Source organism: Cupriavidus sp. WS (assembly GCF_000395345.1).
In the GTDB taxonomy this organism is placed as follows: Bacteria; Pseudomonadota; Gammaproteobacteria; order Burkholderiales; family Burkholderiaceae; genus Cupriavidus; species Cupriavidus basilensis_B.
The window spans coordinates 1-24,112 of sequence record NZ_AQPL01000012.1 but is presented as its reverse complement, the minus strand read 5'-3'; the positions used below and the strand labels follow the sequence as shown (position 1 = coordinate 24,112).

General features: G+C 71.9%; 16 protein-coding genes. 9 read left to right on the top strand and 7 right to left on the bottom strand.

Going from position 1 to position 24,112, the window contains the following annotated elements:
* Window positions 1-169: 169 nt before the first annotated feature.
* On the bottom strand, window positions 170-1,906 hold the full coding sequence (locus K206_RS0100765; RefSeq protein WP_029043067.1) for a carbohydrate porin: 1,737 nt from the start codon (window positions 1,904-1,906) through the stop codon (window positions 170-172).
* A 489-nt stretch (window positions 1,907-2,395) separates the two neighbouring features.
* Between K206_RS0100765 and K206_RS0100760 the strand changes: the two genes are divergently transcribed.
* Together K206_RS0100760 and rarD are read left to right on the top strand one after the other, a co-directional pair.
* Window positions 2,396-3,529, top strand: coding sequence for a TRAP transporter substrate-binding protein (locus K206_RS0100760; protein ID WP_029043066.1), 1,134 nt, complete (start codon window positions 2,396-2,398; stop codon window positions 3,527-3,529).
* A gap of 91 nt (window positions 3,530-3,620) precedes the next feature.
* Window positions 3,621-4,511 carry an EamA family transporter RarD gene (gene rarD, locus K206_RS0100755; RefSeq protein WP_020200495.1) on the top strand — a complete coding sequence of 297 codons (891 nt, stop codon included), beginning with the start codon at window positions 3,621-3,623 and terminating at the stop codon, window positions 4,509-4,511.
* A 286-nt stretch (window positions 4,512-4,797) separates the two neighbouring features.
* Here rarD and K206_RS0100750 read toward each other — a convergent pair whose 3' ends face one another.
* Both K206_RS0100750 and K206_RS0100745 read right to left on the bottom strand, forming a co-directional pair.
* Window positions 4,798-5,769, bottom strand: a complete 972-nt coding sequence (locus tag K206_RS0100750) for a DUF2272 domain-containing protein (protein WP_020200494.1) — start codon at window positions 5,767-5,769, stop codon at window positions 4,798-4,800.
* A 244-nt stretch (window positions 5,770-6,013) separates the two neighbouring features.
* On the bottom strand, window positions 6,014-6,292 hold the full coding sequence (locus tag K206_RS0100745; protein WP_017227089.1) for an HU family DNA-binding protein: 279 nt from the start codon (window positions 6,290-6,292) through the stop codon (window positions 6,014-6,016).
* A gap of 1,294 nt (window positions 6,293-7,586) precedes the next feature.
* Between K206_RS0100745 and K206_RS0100740 the strand changes: the two genes are divergently transcribed.
* A complete protein-coding gene (locus K206_RS0100740; RefSeq protein WP_081651275.1) occupies window positions 7,587-8,144 on the top strand; it encodes an SET domain-containing protein in 558 nt (185 codons plus the stop codon).
* 27 nt (window positions 8,145-8,171) lie between these two features.
* Here K206_RS0100740 and K206_RS0100735 read toward each other — a convergent pair whose 3' ends face one another.
* The 4 genes from K206_RS0100735 to phhA form a co-directional block, all read right to left on the bottom strand.
* Window positions 8,172-9,785, bottom strand: coding sequence for a sensor histidine kinase (locus K206_RS0100735; protein WP_020200492.1), 1,614 nt, complete (start codon window positions 9,783-9,785; stop codon window positions 8,172-8,174).
* A 51-nt stretch (window positions 9,786-9,836) separates the two neighbouring features.
* Window positions 9,837-10,541 (bottom strand): response regulator transcription factor, encoded by a 705-nt coding sequence (locus K206_RS0100730; protein ID WP_020200491.1) that lies wholly within the window; start codon window positions 10,539-10,541, stop codon window positions 9,837-9,839.
* A 159-nt stretch (window positions 10,542-10,700) separates the two neighbouring features.
* The gene (locus K206_RS0100725; protein ID WP_043364969.1) at window positions 10,701-11,018 is read right to left on the bottom strand and encodes a 4a-hydroxytetrahydrobiopterin dehydratase; all 318 of its coding nucleotides are present in this window, start codon (window positions 11,016-11,018) and stop codon (window positions 10,701-10,703) included.
* A 147-nt stretch (window positions 11,019-11,165) separates the two neighbouring features.
* On the bottom strand, window positions 11,166-12,110 hold the full coding sequence (gene phhA, locus K206_RS0100720; protein WP_020200489.1) for a phenylalanine 4-monooxygenase: 945 nt from the start codon (window positions 12,108-12,110) through the stop codon (window positions 11,166-11,168).
* A 203-nt stretch (window positions 12,111-12,313) separates the two neighbouring features.
* On the opposite strand from phhA, the gene K206_RS0100715 reads away from it, so the two are divergent.
* From K206_RS0100715 to K206_RS0100690, 6 genes are all read left to right on the top strand, one after another.
* The gene (locus tag K206_RS0100715; protein ID WP_020200488.1) at window positions 12,314-12,787 is read left to right on the top strand and encodes an Lrp/AsnC family transcriptional regulator; all 474 of its coding nucleotides are present in this window, start codon (window positions 12,314-12,316) and stop codon (window positions 12,785-12,787) included.
* Window positions 12,788-12,918: 131 nt separating this feature from the next.
* On the top strand, window positions 12,919-18,954 hold the full coding sequence (locus K206_RS0100710; RefSeq protein ID WP_020200487.1) for an alpha-2-macroglobulin: 6,036 nt from the start codon (window positions 12,919-12,921) through the stop codon (window positions 18,952-18,954).
* On the top strand, window positions 18,951-19,652 hold the full coding sequence (locus tag K206_RS0100705; protein ID WP_020423607.1) for a lysoplasmalogenase: 702 nt from the start codon (window positions 18,951-18,953) through the stop codon (window positions 19,650-19,652). Before K206_RS0100710 ends, K206_RS0100705 begins: the two co-directional genes overlap by 4 nt.
* Complete coding sequence (gene pbpC / locus K206_RS0100700; protein WP_020200485.1) at window positions 19,649-21,865, top strand: penicillin-binding protein 1C; 2,217 nt, start codon at window positions 19,649-19,651, stop codon at window positions 21,863-21,865. The genes K206_RS0100705 and pbpC overlap by 4 nt, the downstream gene beginning before the upstream one ends.
* A 153-nt stretch (window positions 21,866-22,018) precedes the next feature.
* Window positions 22,019-23,023, top strand: a complete 1,005-nt coding sequence (locus K206_RS0100695; RefSeq protein WP_020200484.1) for an aldo/keto reductase — start codon at window positions 22,019-22,021, stop codon at window positions 23,021-23,023.
* A gap of 70 nt (window positions 23,024-23,093) precedes the next feature.
* Window positions 23,094-24,074 (top strand): delta(1)-pyrroline-2-carboxylate reductase family protein, encoded by a 981-nt coding sequence (locus tag K206_RS0100690; protein WP_020200483.1) that lies wholly within the window; start codon window positions 23,094-23,096, stop codon window positions 24,072-24,074.
* Window positions 24,075-24,112 lie beyond the last annotated feature (38 nt).

Genomic DNA, 24,112 nt, shown 5'->3' with positions numbered 1-24,112 from the left:
CGCCTGCCTTGCGCCGGCCGCGTTCACCGCCTACTCTTCAGCAGATCCGCCCTCGTCTTTCATGCCGTCGCGCCCGCGATTATCGGCATTGCCTGAAATTCCCCCGAAATCCGCATGCCGAATCTGCCCGGGATGCGCCTGCGCACATCGCTGCAAACCACCTCGGCGCCTACCAGCGCCGATTCAGCTGCACGCCGAAGATCGAGCCCGAATTCTGCGACGCCCAGGTATCGGCCGGCGCGGTGAAGGCGATGCCGTCCACGTCGGTGGCGCGGCTGTAGGTGTAGAAGGCGCGCAGGTTGGCGTTGCCCGCGGCCTTGCCGAGCGTGAAGGTCGGCGCCACCGTCACCGCGGTGCGCTGGCCGCTGGTGCCGAAGCCGGAGGTGATCTGGTCGCGCGCGACTTCGAAGGTGAGCTTGAACTGGTCGCTGGCGATATAGGCCGGGCGCACGCGCGTGGTGGTCCATTGCAGCGTGCCGACCGGCGAGCGGTCGAACTGCATGCTCGATTCGACCGAGCCGGCCAGGCCCAGGCCGGAGGCCCGCTTCCATTCCATCGATTCGGCCACGCGCACGCGCGACAGCGACGGCCCCATGCCGGTGTAGCCGGTCAGCGCATTGCGGCTGCCTTCGCCGAACTGCATGCCCAGGCGGTTGGTGCCGGCCAGCACGCCTTTCTGCTCGTGCATCGCGGAGACCCACCACGCGCTGCCGGTCTGCTGGATCAGCGGCTCGGCCTCCACGCGCGTGTAGCCCAGTTGCACCGAGCCTTTGTCGTTGGTCGAGATGGGCGCGGTGCGCAGCGAGTGGTAGCTCGGCAGGTTGGCGCCGTTGAGATCGTTGCGCGCGGTGTACTGGTAGTTGAGCGCGATGTCGCCGAAGCGCGCATTGTCCACGCCGACGCGCATGGCCGGCGAGTTCGGCGGCAGCAGGCCGGACGACATCAGGAAGGACGAATCCTCGCGCCGGCCGGCCCACATGGTGGCGCCGTCGAGCACCGGCAGGCCGCTCACGGCGGTGTAGAACTGCGGCAGCAGCGCGTATTGGTCGACGGCGGCGGGGCGGCCGTTGACCGAGGTGGCGTCCGTGCCCTTGGCCTGCGCCACCAGTTGCACCTGCGTGCCGCCGTCGAGCGAGAACAGCGATTCCTTGACCTTGACCTCGCCGCTGCTGCGGCAGGCCACGCCGGAGAGGCCGGCGGACAGCGTGCCGCCGCCGGGGCAGGCCTGCGCGGCGAGGGTGCGGTCGTCGTAGGCGGCACGCCCGCTGTAGCCGAGGCGCAGGATCTGGTCCCCGGCGGGATCATCGGGCGGCAGTTGCGAGGCGAGCGAGAAACCTTCGGCGGCGGGCGCCTCGGGGGCGTCGCTGGCCGGCAGCGGCGGCGCGTTCGCCACGAACTGGCCCAGGCGCGCGGGAAACAGCACCACCGGCGGCGGCGGGGCGACGTAAGGCTCGAGCGGGTATTCGGGATCGGGCGGGCCGGCCAGCTCGCTGCCGTCGTCGGCCAGCCCGGCGTTGACCCAGGTGGCGGGCGCGGGCGGTGGCGGCATGACGTAGGCTTCGGGCGCGGGCGCGTCGGGCGCCGCCTGGGCCTGTGCCGCCTCGGGCACGGCCTGGGGTGCGGCCTCGGGCGCCGCTTGGGGTGGCGCCTCGGGTGCCGTGGACGCGGCGGCGCGGCCTGCGTCCTGCGTGCCCGAGATCAGCGCGCCGAGCGGATCGTCGCCAGCCTGCTGCGCAGGCTGCGCCACCGCGTGCGGCGCGGCCTGCACTGCCGGCGGGACCAGCTCCGGGCCGGCGGGCGCCTGCGCGCACGCGTCGAGACCCCAGGCGGCCAGGATGGCCAGGACGAGGCAGTGCGGGCGGCGGGCCGGCGGACGGCCGGAAACGGGCGGGACAGCGGACAACATAGGCTAGGCAGGCAAGGCGTGATTTTTTAACAGTCGAGCGATTGGACAGCAAGCGGGGTTACAAAATCCGCGGCAAAGCGGCCTTTCCACCATACGGAAAACGCGGCGGCGGCAAGCCGAAAAGCGCCGTGCGCGCCGCCTGCGGCAGGCCCGCGACGGCCTCGCCGCGGCGTCGCGCCAGGCCTTGCCGCGCGGCCTCTCCTAGCGAAAACCCGGACCTTGCCGGCCCCCCGTGGCGAAAGGGCCACCGCTATAATCATCTGGCCAGCCCGACGGGTACGGGCCGGCCTTTCGAGCCTGTTGCGAAGGCATGCCAGCATACGTCATCGCCGTGGCATGCCTTCGCAACAGGCTCATTGCTGCGCCCACGGCCGCATCGCCCGTATCCGGCTCCACGCGCGTCTCGGCACAAGAGCGGCGTTCCGCGCAAGACGCGGCCGCCGCGCCTGCTGCCGCATTACAAGAACCGATAAAAGAGGAGAACAAGTCATGGAACGTCGTTCCTTTCTGTTGAAGGCATCGGCCGTGGCGGCCACCGGCGCGCTGGCCGCTTGCGGCAAGGACGAAAAACCCGCGGCGCCTGCCGCGGCCGCCGCCAGCGCGCCCGCGGTGGTGGGCAGCAACCCGGCGGTGGAATGGCGCCTGGCTTCGAGCTTCCCGAAATCGCTCGACACCATCTACGGCGGCGGCGAGCTGCTGGCCACGCGCGTCAGGGAACTGACCGACGGCAAGTTCAACATCAAGGTCTTCGCCGCCGGCGAAATCGTGCCGGGCCTGCAGGTGCTGGACGCGGTGCAGAACAACACCGTGCAGATCGGCCACACCGCGGGCTACTACTACTTCGGCAAGAACCCGACGCTGTGCTTCGACACCACCGTGCCGTTCGGCCTGACCTCGCGCCAGCAGAACGCCTGGATGATGCAGGGCAACGGCATGAAGCTGATGCGCGAATTCTTCAAGGAATACAACGTCGTCAATTTCCTCGGCGGCAACACCAACGCCCAGATGGGCGGCTGGTTCCGCCGGGAGATCAAGACCGTGGCGGACCTGCAGGGCCTGAAGTACCGCATCGCCGGTTTTGCCGGCGTGGTGCTGTCGCGCCTGGGCGTGGTGCCGCAGCAGATCGCCGGCGGCGACATCTACCCGGCGCTGGAAAAGGGCACCATCGACGCGGCCGAATGGGTCGGCCCCTATGACGACGAGAAGCTCGGCTTCTACAAGGTGGCGCCGTACTACTACTACCCGGGCTGGTGGGAAGGCAGCGCGCAGTTGTCGTTCTACGCCTCGGCCACCGAATACGAGAAGCTGCCGTCGCAGTACAAGCGCGCGCTGGAGACCGCCACCATCGAGGCCCACACCAACATGATGGCCAAGTACGACGCGCTCAACCCGCAGGCGCTGGCCCGCCTGCTCGAGAACGGCGTCAAGCTGCGCCCGTTCTCCAAGGAAATCATGGAAGCCTGCTTCAAGGCCACCCAGGAAGCCTACGCCGACGAAACCGCCAAGAACCCGTCGTTCAAGAAGATCTACGACGACTGGCGCGTGTTCCGCAACAACGAGGCGGCCTGGTTCAACGTGGCCGAGCAGGCCTTCTCGCAATTCAGCTTCGCGCGCAAGCTGTAAGCGCCCCCCAGACCGAGCGCCCCCGCCGGAGCCCGTGCCCTGCACGGGCTTTTTTGCGCCGGTAGAATGCCCGATTCCTCCTGGACTTCTCATGCAAATCGGCATTCTCTACGCGCTGCTGGCCTACGTCATCTGGGGCCTGCTGCCGCTCTACATCAAATCCCTGCACGGCATCGCGCCGACCGAGATCCTGCTGCACCGGATGGTGTGGTCGCTGGTATTCCTCGGCCTGGTGCTGGCATGGCGCCGCCACTGGGGCTGGCTGCGCGCGGTGTGGTCGAACCCGCGCCTGCTGGCCGGCTTCGTGGCCAGCGCGCTGCTGCTGAGCGGCAACTGGTTCCTGTACATCTGGTCGGTCTCCAACGGGCGGGTGGTGGACGCCAGCCTGGGCTACTTCATCAACCCGCTGTTCAACGTGCTGCTGGGCGTGGTGTTCCTGCACGAGCGGCTGCGGCCCGGGCAATGGCTGTCGATCGCCATCGCCGCGGCCGGCGTGCTGTGGCTGACGGTGGCCGCGGGCCAGTTGCCGTGGATCGCGCTGGCGCTGGCCAGCAGCTTCGGCGGCTACGGCCTGCTGCGCAAGACCGCCACGCTGGGCGCGCTGGAGGGACTGTCGCTGGAAACGCTGCTGCTGTTCCCGCTGGCGGCCGCCTCGCTGGCCTACCTGTTCGCCAGCGGCCAGGCCGGCTTCAGCCAGGCCGAAGGCGGCGTGCAGTTGCTGGCGCTGCTGGCCGGACCGGTGACGGCGGTGCCGCTGCTGCTGTTCGCCGCCGGCGCGCGGCGCATCCCGCTGTCGCTGCTCGGGCTGCTGCAATACACCGGGCCGACGCTGCAACTGCTGCTGGGCGTGTGGCTGTGGCACGAGCCGTTCCCGGCCAGCAAGCAGGCCGGTTATGCGCTGATCTGGATCTCGCTGGCGATCTATGCCGCGGAAGGGCTGCTGGCGGGGCGCCGGCGCGCGGGAGCGTCGGCTGGAAGCTGATGGCACAGGCTCGGGATGGGCGCCGTTGAATTCATGCCACTTATGAATCAAGCCACAACGATGACGATAGCATCCATCCCATCGATCAAAATCACCAACATGTGGCGGAGCAGGCTGGATGAGCGGGACTGCCCAGCCTGCTTTTCGGGTCAAAAAATTCACCGCATCTATTGATACCGACTCGCGAACCCAACGAAACATTCGTCGCCAGAATTATTCCACCGATATTCTGACCGAAGGCACCGCGGCATCCCGCGTACCCAGTGCTGCGGCACGGCCCGCCGGCCTACGGCAGGGTGTTGCGCATGATCAGCAGCCACGGCATATGCGAATTGGTCACGCCGTCGATCATGCCGGAGTCGCCCAGCTCGATCTCCTCCATCGACACCGACTGCTGCACGTTGCCGCCGATGGCCTTGACCAGGCGCGTGGCCGGGTCCACCTCGACCACGATGTCGCAATGCATGGGCGTGGTGCCGAAGCCGATCTCCGCCGCGCTGGCCAGGTATTTGTCGCGCCCGCGGCCGGCGCAGATCATGTCACCCGGGCGCGGCAGGGCGGGCAGCGGCTCGACGCGGAAGGCCGGCGCCGGCAGGATGCCGTCGCGCGCGTCCACCACGTACATCGAATGCGAGTCGCCGGTGAGGAACTGCCGCTCGTCCAGTCCAGCCTTGCGCATCACCCACGAGATGAAGACCGCCGACCAGGCCCAGTTGCCCTGCGTGATCTGGCGGCAGGTCACGGCCTTGCCGACGATGGCCCAGTAGCGCTGGGCCAGCTTGCAGCCTTCGGCGGTGGCTTCCATGCCGGTGCCGTCGGGGAAATGCAGGCAGTCCGCCGCCGCGCCCTCGTCATCCTCGCGGTCGGCGGTGCGGTCGGTGGCATCGGTCGGCTCGGCGTCGGCGGTGTCGGATGGCGGCGCGCCCGGCAGCAGCGGCGCCGGCAGCGGGCTGTCCGTCACGCAGGCGGTGTCGTCGCGGCCCAGGCGCACGGTCTGGCCGCCCCAGCGCTGCCACTCCTGCCAGGCGATCTCGACGATGCGCTGGCGCGGGCTGGCGCCGGGCGTGGTGACGGGCCTTTCGGTGTCGGGCAGCGGCGCGGCTTCCGGGCGTGCCGGCTGCGACGGCGTGGTGCAGCCGCACAGCAGCGCGAGCGCCGTCAGCAGGCTCAGCCCGACCAGGCGCGCCTGTGGAAAATTTTGTGGGAAACGCTGTGAATAAGACTGTGGAAATCTGCGACGCGGAGATCTGAGGTCCATGCTGGTCCGACTCGGCAGGACGCCGTAGACCCTTGTATTTATTGAGGGAAGGCGCCGACAAGGCTCAATCTTACCCGGCTGGCGGAGGGTGCCGCGTATACCGCGTGGCGTCAGGATAACCACCGCGCCGGCATTGTGGATAACGCTCCCCGCCTGGCGCTCGCCCGCGCCAGGCGGCTGGCGGCGACACGGCGGGGTTGTTCCTGCAAGGCTGGCGCGAAGGCCGCCCGCGGGACGTTGCTGCTTACTGGTTCACTGCGTCCTTGAACTTCTGGCCGGCCTTGAACTTGACGGTCTTGGCCGCTTCCACCTTGATTTCCTCGCCGGTGCGCGGATTGCGCGCCATGCGTTCGCCGCGCTCGCCCTGGCTGAACGTGCCAAAGCCGATCAGGCTCAGCGTGTCGCCCTTGGCGACGGCGTCCATGATGGCGCCCAGCGTCACGTTCAACGCTTGTTCAGCCTTGGCCTTGGTCAGGCCGTCCACGCCGGCCGCGATGGCGTCGATCAGTTCGGTTTTCGTCATGCTTCACTCCGTCTCGAGTTGATAAAACAGGGACGCCTGCCCTGGCCGCCGCGCTGGGCACCGGCCTCGGCAAAGGCGCCGCGGGCCACATCATACCGTGTCGGGCAAGACCGACCGGGAACAGATTGTTACAGCGTATGGCGCGCCAGGCCGCGCCGGCTGGGGCTTTGAGGGAAAAAAGCGGGCCGGCTCGGGATCGCGAAGCGGCCTCGGACGACCCGCGCGGTCCAGGAAAGCGCTCCAGGCGAAACGGGACCGCAGGTGTCCTCCCGGGCACGAAGCGGCAAAAAAACGCGCCTGGGCCCTCCTGGACGCTTCTGGACGCCTTGCGAGGCGCCAGGCGCCTTCCGGAACCGCGTATACGCGCCGAAGCGCCGGGCGAGCCTTCCCGCGGGGTGTCAACCGGCCTCGGGACCGGCTGCCTGCGCAACGCCACAAACCTGCCGGCAGAGGATGCAACCCGCAGCGTACCCATTGCAGCGTTGCCGGGAAGGGCGGACCGGCCTGAAAAGCAGTGCGGCTGCACTATCGTGCAGGGGCGTGCCGGCGCTATTCGCGGCGCGAATGCACGTCCAGGCAAGGCATTGCGCGGTGTTGCGTGGCGTATACGGCAGGAAGTCGATGCGCGTATACCGCCCGCCGCCGCGTATACGCCAGCGCCGTATACGCACGATTTCCCCTGCCTAAAAAAGTAGCCGCGCCAAAAGGCCGTTCCACCGCTCTGTTTTTCCTGCCTGCCGCGCTTTTCGACCGATGGCGGGCGTAGTCCTTTCGGTTTACTTCTTTCTTTCATGTATACAGATAGTAGTAGTAGGTAAACGCCGCTCCTTTCTGTGGATAACTGCATTTACTCCATATGAATCAATGGCTTGTGCGACATGAAAGTCCCGGGACCCGGTGTTGGCCGGCGTGGATGACTCGGTCGTTTGGCCGAGGGAGGTAAACCGGAGCCTCCGACTTATGCCTGAGGCATCCCCATGCCAACCCCAGGCGGCCCACATGATTCGCGCGTCCTTATCCACAGATTTTTGCGGGTTTATCCACATGCGCGGCAGTTGGGCCCTGTGCGCCGTATACGCGCCGTATATGTTTACGCAGGGGCCTCCTGCTGCGCTTTTGCGTATACGGCTACCTGCGGCCGTGCGTATACCGGACAAGGGGGATGCCGCCGCGATGGCGCGCGGGTATCATCGCCAGCGCGCAGCCACACTGGGTGGCAGGCCGGCGGATCACGACGGGATGGCAAATGGCGGAACAGGCAGGGCGCAGCGGCGCGGAACAGGAAACCAGCGACATGAAGAACGGCACGGGCGCCGCGGCTGACGCGGCGGCAGGCGAGAAGCAGGGCAAGCAGGAAGGCAGGCAGAAGGCGAAGGACGGCAAGCGCAAGACCGCGTCCGACCGCATCGAGGTGCGCCGCTCGGGCGTGCACGGCAAGGGCGTCTACGCGATCGCGCCGATCGCCGAAGGCGAGCGCATCATCGAGTACAAGGGCGAGCATATTTCCTGGAAGGAAGCGCTCAAGCGCCACCCGCACGATCCCGCCGATCCCAACCACACCTTCTATTTCAGCCTGGAAGACGGCGACGTGATCGACGCCAAGTTCGGCGGCAACCGCGCGCGCTGGATCAACCATGCCTGCGAGCCCAACTGCGAGGCGCGCGAGAAGAAGGGCCGCGTGTTCATCCACGCGCTGCGCGACATCGCCGGCGGCGAGGAACTGTTCTACGACTACGGCCTCGTGATCGACGCGCGCTACACCAAGAAGCTCAAGAAGGAATTCGAGTGCCGCTGCGGCAACCCGCAGTGCCGCGGCACCATGCTGGCGCCGAAGGAAAAGAAGCAGCGCTGAACGCGCCTGAATGCGCGCCCGGCAGGCTCAGGCAGTGCCGGGCGCCTCGCACGGGATGCGGATCACGAAGCGCATGCCGCGCGCCTCGGTGCCGGGCGCGGGTGGCGGCACGTCCTCGATGCGGATGGAGCCCTGGTGCAGGCCGATGATCTCGTGCACGATGGCCAGCCCCAGGCCGGCGCCGCCGGGCGGCTGGGCCGGCGCGTTGCCGCCGGGCCCGCTCGGCGTGTGGTCGCCGCGGAAGAAGCGCTTGAAGACTTCCTCGCGGCGCGCCGGCGCGATGCCGGGGCCGTTGTCTTCCACCATCACCACCGCCATGCCGCGATGGCCGAGCGTCTCGCCGCCGGCGCGCACCGTGATGCGCCCGCCCGAGGGCACGTACTTCACCGCGTTGTCGATCAGGTTGCTGAGCGCCTCGCGCATCAGCAGCCGGTTGCCGCGCACCGTGGAAGGCGCCGCGCCGGTGAAGGTGGGGCCGGGCAGGGTCTCGAAGCCCAGGTCGATGTGGCGCGCCAGCGCCTGCGGCACCCACTCGGCGCCGGTCTCGAAGGCCAGCGTGGCCAGGTCGAAATGCTCGATCGGCCCGAGCCGCTCCAGCGACAGCCCCGGTTCGGCGCGCGCCAGCGACAGCAGCTGGTTGGACAGCCGCACCGCGCGGTCGGCGGCCGACTGCAGCTCGCGCAGCGCGTGCCCGGTCACTTGCGGGTCGTCCGACTGCACCGCGCGGTCGGCGTGCAGCTTGACCGCGGTCAGCGGCGTGCGCAGCTGGTGCGCGGCGTCGGCGATGAACTTGCGCTGCGCGTCGAGCGCGTCGCGCAGCCGCGCCAGCAGCGCGTTGAGCGCGCGGATCAGCGGCTCCACCTCGGCCGGCACCTGGGTCTCGTCGAGCGGCGCCAGCGAGCGCGCGGTCTGGCGGTTGAGCTTGTCGGTCAGGATCTGCAGCGGCACCAGCTCTTCCTTGAGCACGTGCGAGAGGATCAGGCTGCCCACCACCAGCAGCAGGATCAGCGGCACCGACACCGACAGCAGGATCTCGTTGGCGGCGGTCTCGCGCCGGTCCAGCAGCTCCGCCACTTCCACCACCACCGGCCCGCGCGGCGCGCGCCCGGCCTCGCTGGTGGCCAGTTCGTCCGATGCCGGGCTGGGCAGGTTGACCGGCAGGCGCACCGCGCGCACCTGGCGCCCGCTGAACCACGCATAGAACAGCCGCGCGTCATGCAGCGAGGTCTGCCCGGTGCCGTAGCCCAGCCACGTGTCCATGCCGCCGATCAGCCCGTCGGGGCCGTGGATGCGCCAGTAGATGCGGTCGGTGCCCTCGGCCTCGACCAGCGTCTGCGCGATCATCGGGATGTCCTGCTCCAGGCGCGGGCCGGCGATGCGGATCTGCTGCGCGATGTTGTTGGCTACGCCGTACAGCGCGCGGTCGAACACCTGGGTGGTGTAGTGGGCCGCGAGCCAGTAGGACAGCGAGCCGCTGGTCAGCACCAGCGCGAACAGCGGCGTGGCCAGCGCGCGCAGCAGGTGCACGCGCAGGCTCTGCGTGGAAGCGGGGCGCACGGCCTGGGCGGCGGGGCGGTCGGGGGCCGCGGCGGGGCTGGCGATGGCCTGCGAAACCTTCGGGGGGCGGGGGCGCGGCCACATGGCGGGCTGGGCTGGACTGGGGCGGGCGGCTGGCTGGCCGGGCGCGCGGCGTCAGGCGCCGGCGCGGATCTGCAGCAGGTAGCCGAAGCCGCGCACGGTGACGATCTCCACGTCGCTTTCCTCGAGCTTCTTGCGCACGCGGTGCACGTAGACCTCGATGGCGGTGTCGCCCACGGTGTCGCCGCCTTCGCCGGCCGGATGCGCGAAGGTGGCGAGGTGGTCCTGCAGCTGCGCCTTGCTGACCACGCGGCCCTGGCGCTGCAGCAGCAGCTCCAGCACGGCGAACTCGCGCGGCGACAGCTCCAGCGGCTTGCCGTCGATGAACATGCGGCGGTCGTTGCCCGACAGCCGCAGCCGGCCCAGGCGCACGTCGCGCTCGGGCGCGGCCTCGCCGTGCTGGCTGCGGCGCAGCAGCACGCGCACGCGCGCTTCCAGCTCGGGCAGCGCGAAGGGCTTGACCAGGTAGTCGTCGGCGCCGGCGTTCAGGCCGGAGAGCTTGTCTTCGAGCTCGTCGCGCGCGGTGAGGATGATGACCGGCGTGGTGCGGTTGCGGGCGCGGTAGCGCGCCAGCAGCGTCATGCCATCGATGCCGGGCAGGCCCAAGTCGAGTATCACCAGGTCGTGCTGTTCGCGCAGCAGGTGCTCGGTGGCGTAGACGCCATCGTGCACCACGCGCACCTGGTGGCCGGCCTGCGACAGGCCGGCTTCGACGCCACTGGCGATCTGGCGATCGTCCTCGATCAGAAGGATACGCATGGCAGCAGGGGGAATCCGGGAAAGAAACGGGTCAAGGGCGGATCAGGGCAGGAACGCGGAACGCGGCCGCCGCAATGGCGGCGGCGGGCGCTCAGGCGCCAATTGTACAGGCCGGCGCCTTTGCGGACCTTTCGGTTTCCCTACAGCGGGCGCCGGGCCTTACGGCCTGGCCAGCGTTGCGGCCGCGCGCTCGATGAACCCGGCCAGGTCGATGTCGCGCCGGGTCAGGCCGTTGGCGTCGTGCGTGGACAGGGTGATGTCGACGCGGTTGTAGACGTTGAACCACTCGGGATGGTGGTCGGCTTTCTCGGCGGCCAGCGCCACGCGCGTCATGAAGGCGAACGCGGCGTTGAAGTCGGCGAAGGTGAAGCGCTTGCGGATCGCGTCGCGGTCCTCGACGGGTTGCCAGCCGGGCAGGCCGGCCAGCAGCGGCGCGCGTTCTTCCGGCGAAAGTGGCACGAGGGGCGCAGGGGACATGATGGGCTCGATGGTGTGGATGGGAACGGGACGGGCGCAATGCCGGCCGCTGCCGCCACGGCGCCCGGTGGCGAGCGCTGCTGCGGGGCATGCGGGCATTGTTTCACAAAGCGCCCGGGGCGGGCGCGGGCGTGAGTGGCGGCGCGCTCAGATGTCGTCGCTGTCGGCCCAGCCTTCGCGGCTGCCGCGGTTGAGCACGAGGTCGCCGGGCGCCACGTCGCCGGCGCCGAGCGTGGGCAGCCCGCGCAGCGCCGCGTAGAGCGGCGCGAAATCCGGGCGCGTGCCGTCGAACAGCTGCGCGAAGTCGTCGATCACGAAGTAGGTCTTCTGGAAGGTGTCGATGCGGTAGCGCGTGCGCATGATGCGGCGCACGTCGAAGCCGATGCGGTTGGGGCTGGCCGAGTCCAGGCTGTAGACCGACTCGCCCTGGCTCGACAGGATGCCCGCGCCGTAGATGCGCAGCCCGGCCGGCGTGCGGATCAGGCCGAATTCCACCGTGTACCAGTACAGCCGCGCGAGCATGTCCAGCGCGCCCAGCGAGGCGGCCTTGAGCCCGCCCTTGCCGTAGGCTTCCATGTAGTTGGCGAAGACCGGGTTGATCAGCAGCGGCACGTGGCCGAACACGTCGTGGAAGCAGTCGGGCTCCTGCAGGTAGTCGAGCTGCTCGGGCTTGCGCATCCACCAGCTCGCGGGGAAGCGCCGGTTGGCCAGGTGCTCGAAGAAGACTTCGTCGGGCACCAGCCCGGGCACGGCCACCACCTGCCAGCCGGTGGCGCGCATCAGCGTTTCGTTGAGGCGGGCGAAGCTGGGCACGCGGTCGTGCGCCATGCCGAGCGCGGACAGGCCTGCGAGGAATTCGTCGCAGACGCGCCCGCGCAGCATCGAGGACTGGCGTTCGTAGAGCTGGCGCCACACCGCGTGGTCGGTCTCGGTATAGCGCTCCAGCGGCTGCTCGATGGTGAAGTCGTCGCGCAGCGCCTGGCCCGACAGCAGGCCGGCATCGAACTGTTCCCTGAGCTTGTCGGTCAGCGTGCCGGCAAAGGCGGGCGGCGCGGCGGCATCTTCGGGCTGGCGGATCGCGGTGGCTTCCATGTGCGGTATCTCCTGCAGATTTACCGCACAGTTTAGCGAGCAGACGCTGCAAGCGGCCCGCGAAAACGGCCTGTTTTGGTTTTGTAATGCACATAAACCGCAGGAATTTGTTATTGTCTGCGGAAAACATGCGCGCGTGGCCGGACCTCCCCCCATGCCCCCCGATACGCTGCCCGAGACGCGATTCCCAAGGCGAACCCACCATGCTCAATCTCGATCCATTCGATCTCGCGCTGCTGGCGGCGCTGCAGACCGACGGCCGCTCCACCCACCAGCAACTGGCCGAGCGCATCCACCTGTCGCCCAGCCAGATCGGCCGGCGGCTGGCGCGGCTGGAGGCCGACGGCGTCATCACCGGCTACCGCGTGGTGCTGTCGCCGCCGCTGCTCGGCCTCGGCGTGCTGGTCTTCACCAGCGTCAAGCTGGCCCACCACGGCGACACCATCGTCGAGCGCTTCCGCGAGGACATCCTGCTGCTCGAGGAAGTGCAGGAGTGCTACTCGGTGGCCGGCGAGGCCGACTACCTGCTGCGCATCATGGTGCCGGACCTGCCTACGCTGGCCGAGTTCACCATGAAGAAGCTGATGCGCGTGCCCGGCGTGGAGAGCGTGCGCTCCAACATCGTGCTGACTGCGCTCAAGCGCGACGGGCCGCTGCCGCTGTCGCACCTGCGCTAGCGCGCGCGGGCTGCCGCTGTCGCCTCAATGTCGCGCCAATGCCGCGCCAATGCCGCGCCGACGTGCGCCTACTTGCACTTGCCATCGGCGCATGTCACCCTCGCCCGGTGCCGCAAACGGAAGGGGACAGGATGACGCAGATCGTCGCTCGGATTGGCAGGCGCGCGCAGCGCGGGCCCTGGCAGGCTGCCGCGCTGGCATTGGCGGGTGCCCTGGCGGCGCTGTTGCCGGGCGTGGCGCAGGCCGCGCAGGTGGTCCGCTTCTCGCCCGAGGGCGAGGCCGCGCGCGTGCGGCAGGTGGCGATCCGCTTCGACGAGGCGATGGTGCCGCTCGGCGACGCGCAGGCCGCCGCGCCCGCCGCCGTGTCGTGCAGCGGCGCGGCCGTCGAGGGCCACGCGCGCTGGGTCGATGCGCGCAACTGGGTGTTCGATTTCGTCCGCGACCTGCCGCCCGGCGTCAAATGCGCGGTGCGCATCGCGGCCGGCCTCCGGAGCGAGGCCGGCAAGGCCTACGCCGGCAAGCCGGAATACCGTTTCGAGACCGGCGGACCGGCGGTGGTGTCGGCGCGCCCGGCCGGCGGCGAGATCGAGGAAGAGCAGGTCTTCGCGCTGCGCTTCAACGGCGCGGCCACGCCCACGTCCGTGCGCGCGTCCGCGTGGTGCCAGGCGCAGGGCTTGGGCGAGCGCATCCCGGTGCGGCTGCTCGGCGGCCAGGAGCGCGAGGCCGTGCTGGCCGCGTTGCGCTGGAAGCTCAAGGCGGAGCAGGCCGACACCGTGCACCTGCTGGCGTGCCAGCAGCGCCTGCCCGCCGGCGCGCGCATGCAGCTGGTGCTGGGCGGCGGCATCGCCACGCCGTCCGGCGTGGCCGCGCGCGACGAGCGCCGCTTCGACTACACCGTGCGCGAGCCCTTCACCGCCAGCTTCTCGTGCGAGCGCGAGCGCGCGCAATCGCCGTGCACGCCGCTGCGGCCGGTGTCGCTGTCGTTCTCGGCGCCGATCTCGCGCAAGGACGCCGAGCACATCGTGCTGAACACCCCCAAGGGCCCGCGCGCGCCGCAGTTCGAGCCCGGCGCCGCGCGCGACGCGCCGGTCGGCAGCGTCACCTTCGCGCCGCCGTTTGCCGAGAAGACCGAATTCACGCTGTCGGTGCCCGCGGGCCTGAAGGACGACAGCGGCCGCACGCTGGCCAACGCGGACCTGTTCCCGCTCAAGTTCGCCACCGCCGCCATGCCGCCGCTGGCGAAGTTTTCGGCCGCGCCGTTCGGCGTGCTGGAGCGCTTCGGCGAACTGCCCAAGGGCCGCGCGCCGGCCGACTATCCAGCGCTGCTGCCGGTCACGCTGCGCAACGTCGAGGCCGACCTGCCCGCGCTCGGCGTGCGCGCCCAGGCCGGCACCGTGCGCCGGCTCAAGGTGGACGACGACGGCGCGGTGCTGCGCTGGTACGCGCTGGTGCGCCGCCTGCACGAAAGCACCTGGACCCGCGGCGAGCTCGACGCCATCCTGGCCGGCCGCGCGCCTGGCGACGTCGTCAACCCGCGCAACGCGCCCGCCATCGAAACGCGCTCGGTGTCGCTGCTCGAGGGCGTGCCCGGCGCGCGCAAGCTCGCCATCCCGCAGTTGTCCGACCCGGGCGGCAAGGCGCCGCGCCCGTTCGAGGTGGTCGGCATTCCGCTGCCCGAGGCCGGCTTCCACGTGGTGGAGATCGCCTCGCCGATGCTGGGCGAGGCGCTGCTCGGCCGGCAGGCGCCGATGTACGTGCGCACCGCCGCGCTGGTGACCAACCTCGGCGTGCATTTCAAGCTCGCGCGCGGCCCCGGCAAGATGACCGCGCTGGCCTGGGTCACGACGCTCGACGACGGCAAGCCGGTGGCCAACGCCGCGGTGGCGCTGCGCGACTGCGGCGGCCGCCTGCTGGCCTCGGCGCGCACCGACGCCGCCGGGCTGGCCAGCTTCGGCGCGGTCGAGGACGCGCGCGAGCGCGACTGCGGCGATACCGGCCTGTCCGGCTATTTCGTCTCCGCGCGCATCGGCGCCGACCACCCGCAGGCGCGCGGCCAGGCCGACATGGCCTTCGTCATGTCCGGCTGGAACCAGGGCATCGAAAGCTGGCGCTTCAACGTGCCCACCGACACCAGCGCCACGCCCGACGTGCGCATCGCCACCGTGTTCGACCGCACGCTGCTGCGCGCCGGCGAGACCGTGTCGATGAAGCACCTGATCCGCACCGAGACCGCGAACGGTTTCGCGCTGCCGTCGGGCGACGAGGCCATGCCCGGCAGGATGGTGATCCGCCACGAGGGCAGCGGGCAGACCTACGAGCAGCCGGTGCGGTGGCGGACCACCGCCACCGGCGGGCGCAGCGCCGAGAGCGCCTTCGCGGTGCCGGCGGCGGCCAAGCTGGGCGTCTACACGGTGTCGTTCAGCGATGCGCGCGAGCGCACGTTCGACAGCGGCAGCTTCCGCGTCGAGGCGTTCCGCCTGCCGGTGCTGGCCGGCACGCTCAAGGCCGGCGGCGGCGGCGCGCTGGTGGCGCCGGCCGAGGTGCCGCTCGACCTGGAAGTGCACTACGTGTCGGGCGGCGGCGCGGCGGGCCTGCCGGTGCAGGTGTCGGCGCTGCTGCGCGGCAAGTCCGTGAGCTTTGCCGACTACGGCGACTACGCCTTCGCGCCGCCGCGCCCGCAGCGCAAGGGCGGCGAGCCGTCCTCCGGCGACGAGGACGAGAGCGAGGACGGCGCCGCGCGCGACGACGGCCAGAAGCTGGTCGCCGACAAGCTGCCGCTCAGGCTCGACAAGAACGGCGGCGGCGCGCTCACGCTCAAGAACCTGCCGCGTGTGGACGCGCCCAGGGACCTCGTGGTGGAAACCGGCTTCGCCGACCCCAACGGCGAGATCCAGACGCTGCGCCAGACCGTGCCGCTGTGGCCGGCGGCGGTGGTGGCGGGCATCCGTACCGAGAACTGGGTGTCGGTCAGGCAGAAGCTCAAGGTCAACGGCCTCGTGCTCGACACCCAGGGCCGCCCGCAGGCCGACGCGCCGGTCGCGGTGCGCGCGCTGCTGCGCACCACCACCTCGGTGCGCAAGCGCGTGGTGGGCGGCTTCTACCGCTACGACAACAGCAGCCAGACGCGCGACCTCGGCAGCGTCTGCGAAGGCCGCACCGACGCGCGGGGCCGCATGCAGTGCGAGGTGACGCTGCCCGAGGCCGGCGAGGTCGAGCTGGTGGCGCAGGCGCGCGACAACGCCGGGCGCATGTCGCAGGCCGCCACCAGCGTGTGGGTCACGCGCCAGGGCGAGCTGTGGTTCGGCGGCGAGAACAACGACCGCATCGACCTGCTGCCCGAGAAGAAGGCCTACGCGCCGGGCGAGACCGCCGTGTTCCAGGTGCGCATGCCGTTCCGCCATGCCACCGCGCTGGTGTCGGTGGAGCGCGAAGGCGTGCTGGAAGCCAGCGTGGTCGAGCTCGACGGGCGCGACCCGACCGTGCGCGTCAAGGTCAGGCCGGAGTGGGGGCCGAACGTGTACGTCTCGGTGCTGGCGCTGCGCGGGCGGCTGCGCGAGGTGCCGTGGTATTCGTTCTTCACCTGGGGCTGGCGCCAGCCGCTCGCATGGTGGCAGGCCTTCCGCAGCGAGGGCCGCGAATACGCCGCGCCGAGCGCGCTGGTCGACCTGTCCAAGCCGGCCTTCCGCCTTGGCCTGGCGGAGATCCGCGTCGGCGACGAAGGCTATCGCCTGGACGTCAAGGTGACGCCCGACAAGGCCAGCTATCCGGTGCGCGGCAAGGCCCAGGTGGCGGTGCAGGTCACGCTGCCCGACGGCAAGCCTGCGGCCAACGGCGAAGTCGCGCTGGCCGCGGTGGACGAGGCCCTGCTCGAGCTGATGCCCAACACCAGCTGGGACCTGCTCGGCGCCATGCTGCGGCGGCGCGCCTACGGCGTGGAGACCGCCACCGCGCAGATGGAGATCGTCGGCCGCCGGCACTATGGCCGCAAGGCGGTGCCGGCTGGCGGGGGCGGCGGCAAGAGCCCCACGCGCGAGCTGTTCGACACGCTGCTGCTGTGGAACCCGCGCGTGCCGCTCGACGGCGCCGGGCGCGCCACGCTGACGGTGCCGCTCAACGATTCGCTCACGCGCTTTCGCATCGTCGCCGTGGCCGACCTCGGCGTGAGCCGCTTCGGCAGCGGCAGCGCCACCGTGGCCGCCACGCAGGACCTGCAGCTGATCTCCGGCCTGCCGCCGCTGGTGCGCGAGGAAGACCGCTACCGCGCCATGTTCACGCTGCGCAATGCCACGCAGCGGGCGATGACGGTGCAGGCGGTGGCGCGCATGGGCGGGCCTTCGCAATCCGCGCAACAGACGGCGCCGGCATTGCCGGCGCAGACGGTGGAGATCCCGGCCGGCGCGTCGCGCGAGATCGGCTGGGACGTGAGCGCGCCGCTGCTGCCCGCGGGCGCGTTCGCGCAGGAAGGCACCGTGCAGTGGGAAGTGGAGGCCGGCGAGCAGGGCAAGGGCGGCGCGGCCGACCGCGTCAGGCTCGCGCAGCAACTGGTGCCGGCGGTGCCGCTCGCGGTGCAGCAGGCCACGCTGGCGCAGCTCGCGCCCGCGCTGGCGGTGCCGGTGCGCGCGCCGCAGGGCGCGCTGGCCGACGCCGCGGGCCGGCCGCGCGGCGGCCTGCAGGTCGACCTGCAGGCGTCGCTCGCGGGCGGCATGCCCGGCGTGCGCGCGTGGTTCCGCGACTATCCGTTCTCGTGCCTGGAGCAGCGCGCCTCGCGCGCGGTGGGCCTCGGCGACGCCGCGCAGTGGAGCGCGCTCACGGCGCAGCTGCCGGGCTATCTCGACGATGACGGGCTGGCGGCGTATTTCCCGCTGCAGAACGACGCCGCCGGCAGCGAGGTGCTCACCGCCTACCTGCTGGCGCTGTCGGACGAGGCGGTGCGCGCGGGCCTGCCGCTGCGCCTGCCCGACGAGACCCGCGCGCGCATGGAGAGCGGCCTCGCGGCCTTCGTCGAGGGCCGCATCAAGCGCGAGCGCTGGGCGCCCACGCAGGACCTGGAAGTGCGCAAGCTGGCCGCGCTCGAGGCGCTCTCGCGCAGCGGCCACGCGCAGGCGCGCATGCTCGGCGCGATCCAGATCCTGCCGCAGCAGTGGCCCACCTCCGCCTTGCTCGACTGGATCGCGCTGCTGAGCCGCGTGCACGACATCCCGCAGCGCGAGGCGCGCCTCGCGCAGGCGCAGCAGATCCTGCGCGCGCGCCTGACCGTGCAGGGCACGCGCCTGGCGTTCTCCACCGAGCGCGAGGACAACTGGTGGTGGCTGATGAGCGGCGCCGATCTCAACGCCGCGCGGCTGCTGGCGCTGTCGCTCGACCTGCCCGGCTGGAAGGACGAGGCCGCGCAGCTCGCCGCCGGCCTGCTGGGCCGGCAGGTGCGCGGCGCGTGGGGCACCACCACCGCCAACGCGTGGGGCGCGCTGGCGGTGGCGCGCTTCGCGCAGGCCTTCGAGAAGACGCCGGTGGCCGGCGCCACGCGCGTGGCGCTGGAAGGCGTGGCGGGCGTGCCGGACGCCACGCGCGCGTTCGAGTGGGCGCGCGCGGCCAGCCGCGACGGCGTGGCCGCGGGCAGCGTGAGCCTGCCGTGGCCGCAGGACGGCACCGCCACCTTGCGCGCCGACCAGCAGGGCGCCGGGCGGCCGTGGGCCACGGTGCGCGCGCTGGCGGCGGTGCCGCTGGCCGCGCCGCTCGCGGCCGGCTACCGCATCACGCGCAGCGTGACGCCGGTGGAGCAGGCGGTGGCGGGCAAGTGGTCGCGCGGCGATACCTACCGCGTGACGCTGCAGGTCGACGCGCAGGCCGACATGACCTGGGTGGTGGTGAGCGACCCCGTTCCCGCCGGCGCCACCATTCTCGGCAGCGGCCTCGGGCGCGACTCGGACATCGCCACGCGCGGCCAGCGGCGCACGGGCGCGTGGCCGGCCTTCACCGAGCGCACGCAGCAGGCCTACCGCGAGTACTACGCCTACCTGCCGCGCGGCAGCGCCACCGTCGAATACACGGTGCGCCTGAACAACGCCGGCGAGTTCGCGCTGCCGCCCACGCGCGTGGAAGCGATGTACGCGCCGGACGTGTTCGGCGCCCAACCCAATGCAAGGCTGACCGTAGGAGCGCGCCCTTGAGCTGGCTTGCGATGATGATGCCCGCGCGCGTGCGCGAATGGTGGCTGGCCGGCACGCTGGCCGGCCTGGTCTACGGCGGCATGCTGGTCACGGTGGCGATGGACGCGCAGCCCGGCGCGCAGCTGAGCGGCCAGATCGCCTTCCAGCCGGTGTGGAAGACGGCGATGGCGCTGATGCTGGCGCGCGCGGCGCGCTACCACCCGGTGCCGCGCGAGCGGCGCTGGCTGATGGCGGCGCTGCTGTGCTCGGCGGTGGGCGACTTCCTGCTGGCGATGCCGTGGCTGTCGGTGTCGTTCATCGGCGGCCTGGGCGCGTTCCTGCTCGCGCACCTGGCCTACCTCGGCCTGTTCGTGCCGATGGCCGGCGACTGGCGGCCGCACCGCCTGGTCGGCTGCGGCGTGGTGATGGGCGCGGCGGGCGCCATGCTCGGGCGCTTCTGGCCCAACCTCGGGGCGCTGGCCGCGCCCGTCACCGTCTACGTGATCGCGCTCGCGGCAATGGCGTGCGCGGCGCTGGCGGCGAGGCTGCCCACGCCGCTGGCGGCCATCGGCGCGCTGTGCTTCGCGGTGTCCGACGCGCTGATCGGCAGCGCGCGCTTCCTGGTGCCGTTCGAGACCTTCGCGCTGGGCATCTGGTGGACCTACGCCGCGGCGCAGGTGCTGCTGGTGGCCGGCGTGGTGGCGGGGCGCGGGGAATGAGCCGCGCGGCGCGCGCCGCGTTGGCCGCCGCCTGCATGGCGGCAAGCGCGGCAGCACATGCGCTGCCGTCGTACGACAGCGTGCGCGCCGGCTGGCGCAGCGCCGACGTGATCGTGCTCGACCGCCACGGCGCGCCGCTGTCGCGCGTGCGCGAGGATTTCGGCGCGCGCCGCGGGGACTGGGTCACGCTGGCGGAAATCTCGCCGGCGGTGCGCACCGCCATCGTGCTGTCGGAGGACCGGCGCTTCTATGCGCACAGCGGCGTGGACTGGCAGGGCGTGGCGGCGGCGGCGTGGGCCAACCTGTGGAACACGCGCACGCGCGGCGCCTCCACGCTGACCATGCAGCTTGCCGGCCTGCTCGACGACGACCTGCGCCGCGCGGGCGGGCGCAGCGTGGGGCAGAAGATGGCGCAGGCGCTGCGCGCCGCCGCGCTCGAGCGCGACTGGAGCAAGGACCAGATCCTCGAGGCCTATCTCAACCTGGTGCCGTTCCGGGGCGAGCTGGTGGGCCTGTCGGCGCTGTCGCGGGCGCTGTTCGGCAAGTATCCGAGCGGGCTCGACGCGCGCGAGGCGGCGCTGGCGGTGGCGCTGGTGCGCGCGCCCAACGCGCGCGCGGCGCAGGTCGCGCAGCGCGCCTGCGGCATCCTGCGCGAGCAGGGCCTGCCGAAGGCCTGCGAAGGGCTGGACGGCTTCGCGCAACTGACGCTGCCGCGCGGCGGCGCCGCGGCGGGCGCGCCGGTTGCGGCGGCCGCGGTGTCCGGCCCCGACCTCGCGCCGCACCTGGCGCGCCTGCTGGTGGCGCAGGCGCGCGCGGCCGGCGCGGTGCCGGCATCGATTACCTCCACGCTCGACGCCGGCCTGCAGCGCCTCGCCGCCGACAGCCTCGGGCGGCACCTGCGCGAGCTGGCCGGGCGCAACGTCGAGGACGGCGCGGTGGTGGTGCTCGACAACGCCAGCGGCGAGGTGCTGGCCTACGTGGGCTCGTCCGGCGCGCTGTCCGGCGCGGCGCAGGTGGACCACGCCGCGGCGCCGCGCCAGGCCGGCTCCACGCTCAAGCCCTTCCTCTACGCGCAGGCGCTGGAGGCGCGGCGCCTGACGCCGGCCTCGCTGCTCGACGACCGTCCCGTCAACCTGCCTGCCGGCGGCGCGGGCGGGCTCTACGTGCCGCAGAACTACGACCATCGCTATGCCGGCTGGGTCAGCATGCGCGCGGCGCTGGCGTCGTCGCTCAACGTGCCGGCGGTGCGCACGCTGGTGATGGTCACGCCGCACCGCTTCCACCAGCGCCTGGTCGCGCTCGGGCTGCCGCTGCCGCAGGCCGGCGACTACTACGGCTACAGCCTCGCGCTGGGCAGCGCCGACGTGCCGCTGCTGGCGCTGGCCAATGCGTACCGCGCGTTCGCCAACGGCGGCGCCTATGCGCCGGTGCGCATGCGCGCGGGGGCCGCCGCGCCGGCGGCGCGCGCGGTGATGTCGCCGGCGGCCAGCTACCTGATCGCCGACGTGCTGTCGGACCGCCACGCGCGGACGCGCACCTTCGGCCTGGACAGCCCGCTCACCACGCGCTTCTGGACCGCGGTGAAGACCGGCACCTCGAAGGACATGCGCGACAACTGGTGCATCGGCTGGTCGCAGCGCTACACCGTGGGCGTGTGGGTCGGCAACGCCAGCGGCGCGAGCATGCACGAGGTGTCCGGCGTGGCGGGCGCCGCGCCGGTGTGGCACGACGTCATGGAAGCGCTGCACCGCGCGGTGCCGAGCGCGGCGCCGGCCATGCCGGCCGGCGTGGAACGCGTGGCGCTGCGCTTTGCCGGCGACCTGGAGCCGGCGCGCGAGGAAGTGTTCCTCGCGGGCACGGCCATGCGCGTGGTCGATGGGGTCGATGGGGTCGACGTGGCTGGCGTGGCGCCAGCGCGGGATGGCGTGCCCGCCATCGGCAGTCCCGCCGATGGCACCGTGTTCGCGCTCGACCCGGACATCCCGCCGGCGGCGCAGCGGGTCTGGTTCCGCGCCGAGGGCGCGGGCGGGCGGGCGGCGCAGGGCGTGCGCTGGCGCGTCGACGGCAAGCCGCTCGGGCGCGGCGCGCAGATGGCGTGGTTTCCGTGGCCGGGGCGGCACCGGGTGGAGCTGCTCGACGCCGGCGGCAAGGTGGTGGACCGCATCGGCATCGAGGTGCGCGGCGCGGTGGCGAAGGGCGCGCCGCGCGGCTGAGGCGCTTGAGCGGCACGGGGGCGGCAGGCCGGCACGCGGCGCCGATCCGGCCTATGCTGCCAGGGTTGCGCGCCCCCGCTGCCGTGCGGGCGCGCCATGCGCGGGCGGGCCGCTGCCCGCCGGTGTTCCGCCAACGTCTTTCCAGGAGTGGGCATGACCGCATTACGCAAGCTGGGCCGCCACGGCCCCGAAGTCTTTCCGCTCGGCCTCGGCTGCATGGGCATGAGCGAGTTCTACGGCGCGCACGACGACGCCGAATCGATCCGCACCATCCACCATGCGCTGGCGCGCGGGGTCAACCTGATCGACACCGCCGACATCTACGGCCCGCACACCAACGAGCGCCTGGTCGGCCGCGCCATCGCCGACCGCCGCGACGGCGTGGTGCTGGCCACCAAGTTCGGCATCGTGCGCGATCCGGCCAACCCGGTGGCGCGCGGCGTCGACGGGCGCCCCGAGTACGTGCGCGCCGCCTGCGACGCCAGCCTGAAGCGGCTCGGCCTGGACCACATCGACCTGTACTACCAGCACCGCGTGGACCCGCAGGTGCCGATCGAGGAAACCGTGGGCGCGATGGCGGAGCTGGTGCGCGCGGGCAAGGTGCGCTGGCTGGGCCTGTCGGAGGCCGGCGCCGGCACGCTCGAGCGCGCGCACGCGGTGCACCCGATCGCCGCGCTGCAGAGCGAGTATTCGCTGTGGACGCGCGACGTGGAGGCGGGCGGCGCGCAGGGCATCCTGGTCACCTGCCGGCGGCTCGGCGTGGCCTTCGTGCCGTACAGTCCGCTCGGGCGCGGCTTTCTCACCGGCGCGATCCGCAGCCCGGACGATTTCGCCACCGACGACTACCGCCGCGCCAGCCCGCGCTTCGTCGGCGAGAACTTCGCGCGCAACCTGGCGCTGGCCGACAAGGTCAGGGACATCGCGCGCGGCAAGGGCTGTACGCCGGCGCAACTGGCGCTGGCCTGGGTGCTGGCGCGCGGCGAGGACGTGGTGCCGATTCCCGGCACGCGGCGCGTGGCCAACCTCGACGACAACCTCGGCGCGCTGGACGTGACGCTGGACGCGGCCGACCTGGCGGCGATCGACGCCGTGTTCCCGCCCGACGCAGCGGCGGGTACGCGCTATCCGGAACAGGTCATGCCGCTGCTGGCGCGCTGAACGGGCGAGCGGGGAAGGGCGGCAATCGCGGATAATCCCGCATCGCAAACCGCTTCCGGAGCCACCCGCCGTGTCCCTCGCCCCGCTCGACGCCGACCAGACCGCCGCCCGCCTGCCATACCCGGAACTGGCGCGCGCCATCGCCGACATGCTGGCCGAGCTGCGCGCCGGCACCGCCACGGCGCCGCCGCGCATCGCCCTGCCGGTGGGCGACGCCGGAGGCGGCGCGGGCACGCTGCTGGTGATGCCGGCCTGCAACCGCGAGCTGGTGATGACCAAGAACATCACCGTGCATCCGGACAACCCGCGCCGCGGCCTGCCCAGCATCCTCGGCGAAGTGGTGGTGGCCGACGCCCATACCGGCCGGCGGCTGGCGCTGCTGGACGGGCCCACCGTGACCGGGCGGCGCACCGCGGCGGTCTCGCTGCTGGCCGCGCAGCGGTTCGCGCCGCGCCCGGACGGCGAGCTGCTGATCGTCGGCGCCGGGGTGCAGGCGCTGACCCATCTCGAAGCCTTCATCGCCGGGCTGGCGCCGCGCCGCGTGTGGCTGCACTCGCGCACCGCCGCCAAGGCCGGGGCGCTGGCCGCGCACGCGCGCGCGCTCGGCACCGAGGCGCAGGCGGTGGACGACGTGCGCGCGGTGCTGCCGCGGGTGTCGATGGTGGTCACGGTGACTTCCAGCCTGGCGCCGGTGCTGCCCGACCTCGACAGCGGCCTGTGGCGCGACGACCACTTCATCGCCGCGGTGGGCGCCTTCCGCCCCGAGATGTGCGAGCTGCCGCCGGCGCTGTGCCGGGCCGCGTCGGCCAGCGGCCGGCTGCTGGCCGACACCTTGTTCGGCATCGAGGACGAGGCCGGCGACCTGCTGCAGGCCGGCATCGACTGGGCCACCGTGCAGCCGTTCGAGCAGGCCATCCTCGCGGCCGACGCGCTGCGCGCGCGCGGCGGCAGCCCGCTGGTGTTCAAGAGCGTGGGCTACGCCTTGTGGGACCTGGCGGCCTGCGTGCTGGCCAGCGCCGCACTTGCGCCGGGCGCGGCGGGTGCCGCCTGAGGCATCCCGAAGCGGCGGTCGGCGGGCGCCCGCCGCCG

Coding starts and splice junctions, on each gene's coding strand:
- K206_RS0100765 (WP_029043067.1), bottom strand. CDS start 1,906: ATGTTGTCCGCTGTCCCGCCCGTTTCCGGCCGTCCGCCGGCCCGCCGC.
- K206_RS0100760 (WP_029043066.1), top strand. CDS start 2,396: ATGGAACGTCGTTCCTTTCTGTTGAAGGCATCGGCCGTGGCGGCCACC.
- rarD (WP_020200495.1), top strand. CDS start 3,621: ATGCAAATCGGCATTCTCTACGCGCTGCTGGCCTACGTCATCTGGGGC.
- K206_RS0100750 (WP_020200494.1), bottom strand. CDS start 5,769: ATGGACCTCAGATCTCCGCGTCGCAGATTTCCACAGTCTTATTCACAG.
- K206_RS0100745 (WP_017227089.1), bottom strand. CDS start 6,292: ATGACGAAAACCGAACTGATCGACGCCATCGCGGCCGGCGTGGACGGC.
- K206_RS0100740 (WP_081651275.1), top strand. CDS start 7,587: ATGAAGAACGGCACGGGCGCCGCGGCTGACGCGGCGGCAGGCGAGAAG.
- K206_RS0100735 (WP_020200492.1), bottom strand. CDS start 9,785: ATGTGGCCGCGCCCCCGCCCCCCGAAGGTTTCGCAGGCCATCGCCAGC.
- K206_RS0100730 (WP_020200491.1), bottom strand. CDS start 10,541: ATGCGTATCCTTCTGATCGAGGACGATCGCCAGATCGCCAGTGGCGTC.
- K206_RS0100725 (WP_043364969.1), bottom strand. CDS start 11,018: ATGTCCCCTGCGCCCCTCGTGCCACTTTCGCCGGAAGAACGCGCGCCG.
- phhA (WP_020200489.1), bottom strand. CDS start 12,110: ATGGAAGCCACCGCGATCCGCCAGCCCGAAGATGCCGCCGCGCCGCCC.
- K206_RS0100715 (WP_020200488.1), top strand. CDS start 12,314: ATGCTCAATCTCGATCCATTCGATCTCGCGCTGCTGGCGGCGCTGCAG.
- K206_RS0100710 (WP_020200487.1), top strand. CDS start 12,919: ATGACGCAGATCGTCGCTCGGATTGGCAGGCGCGCGCAGCGCGGGCCC.
- pbpC (WP_020200485.1), top strand. CDS start 19,649: ATGAGCCGCGCGGCGCGCGCCGCGTTGGCCGCCGCCTGCATGGCGGCA.
- K206_RS0100695 (WP_020200484.1), top strand. CDS start 22,019: ATGACCGCATTACGCAAGCTGGGCCGCCACGGCCCCGAAGTCTTTCCG.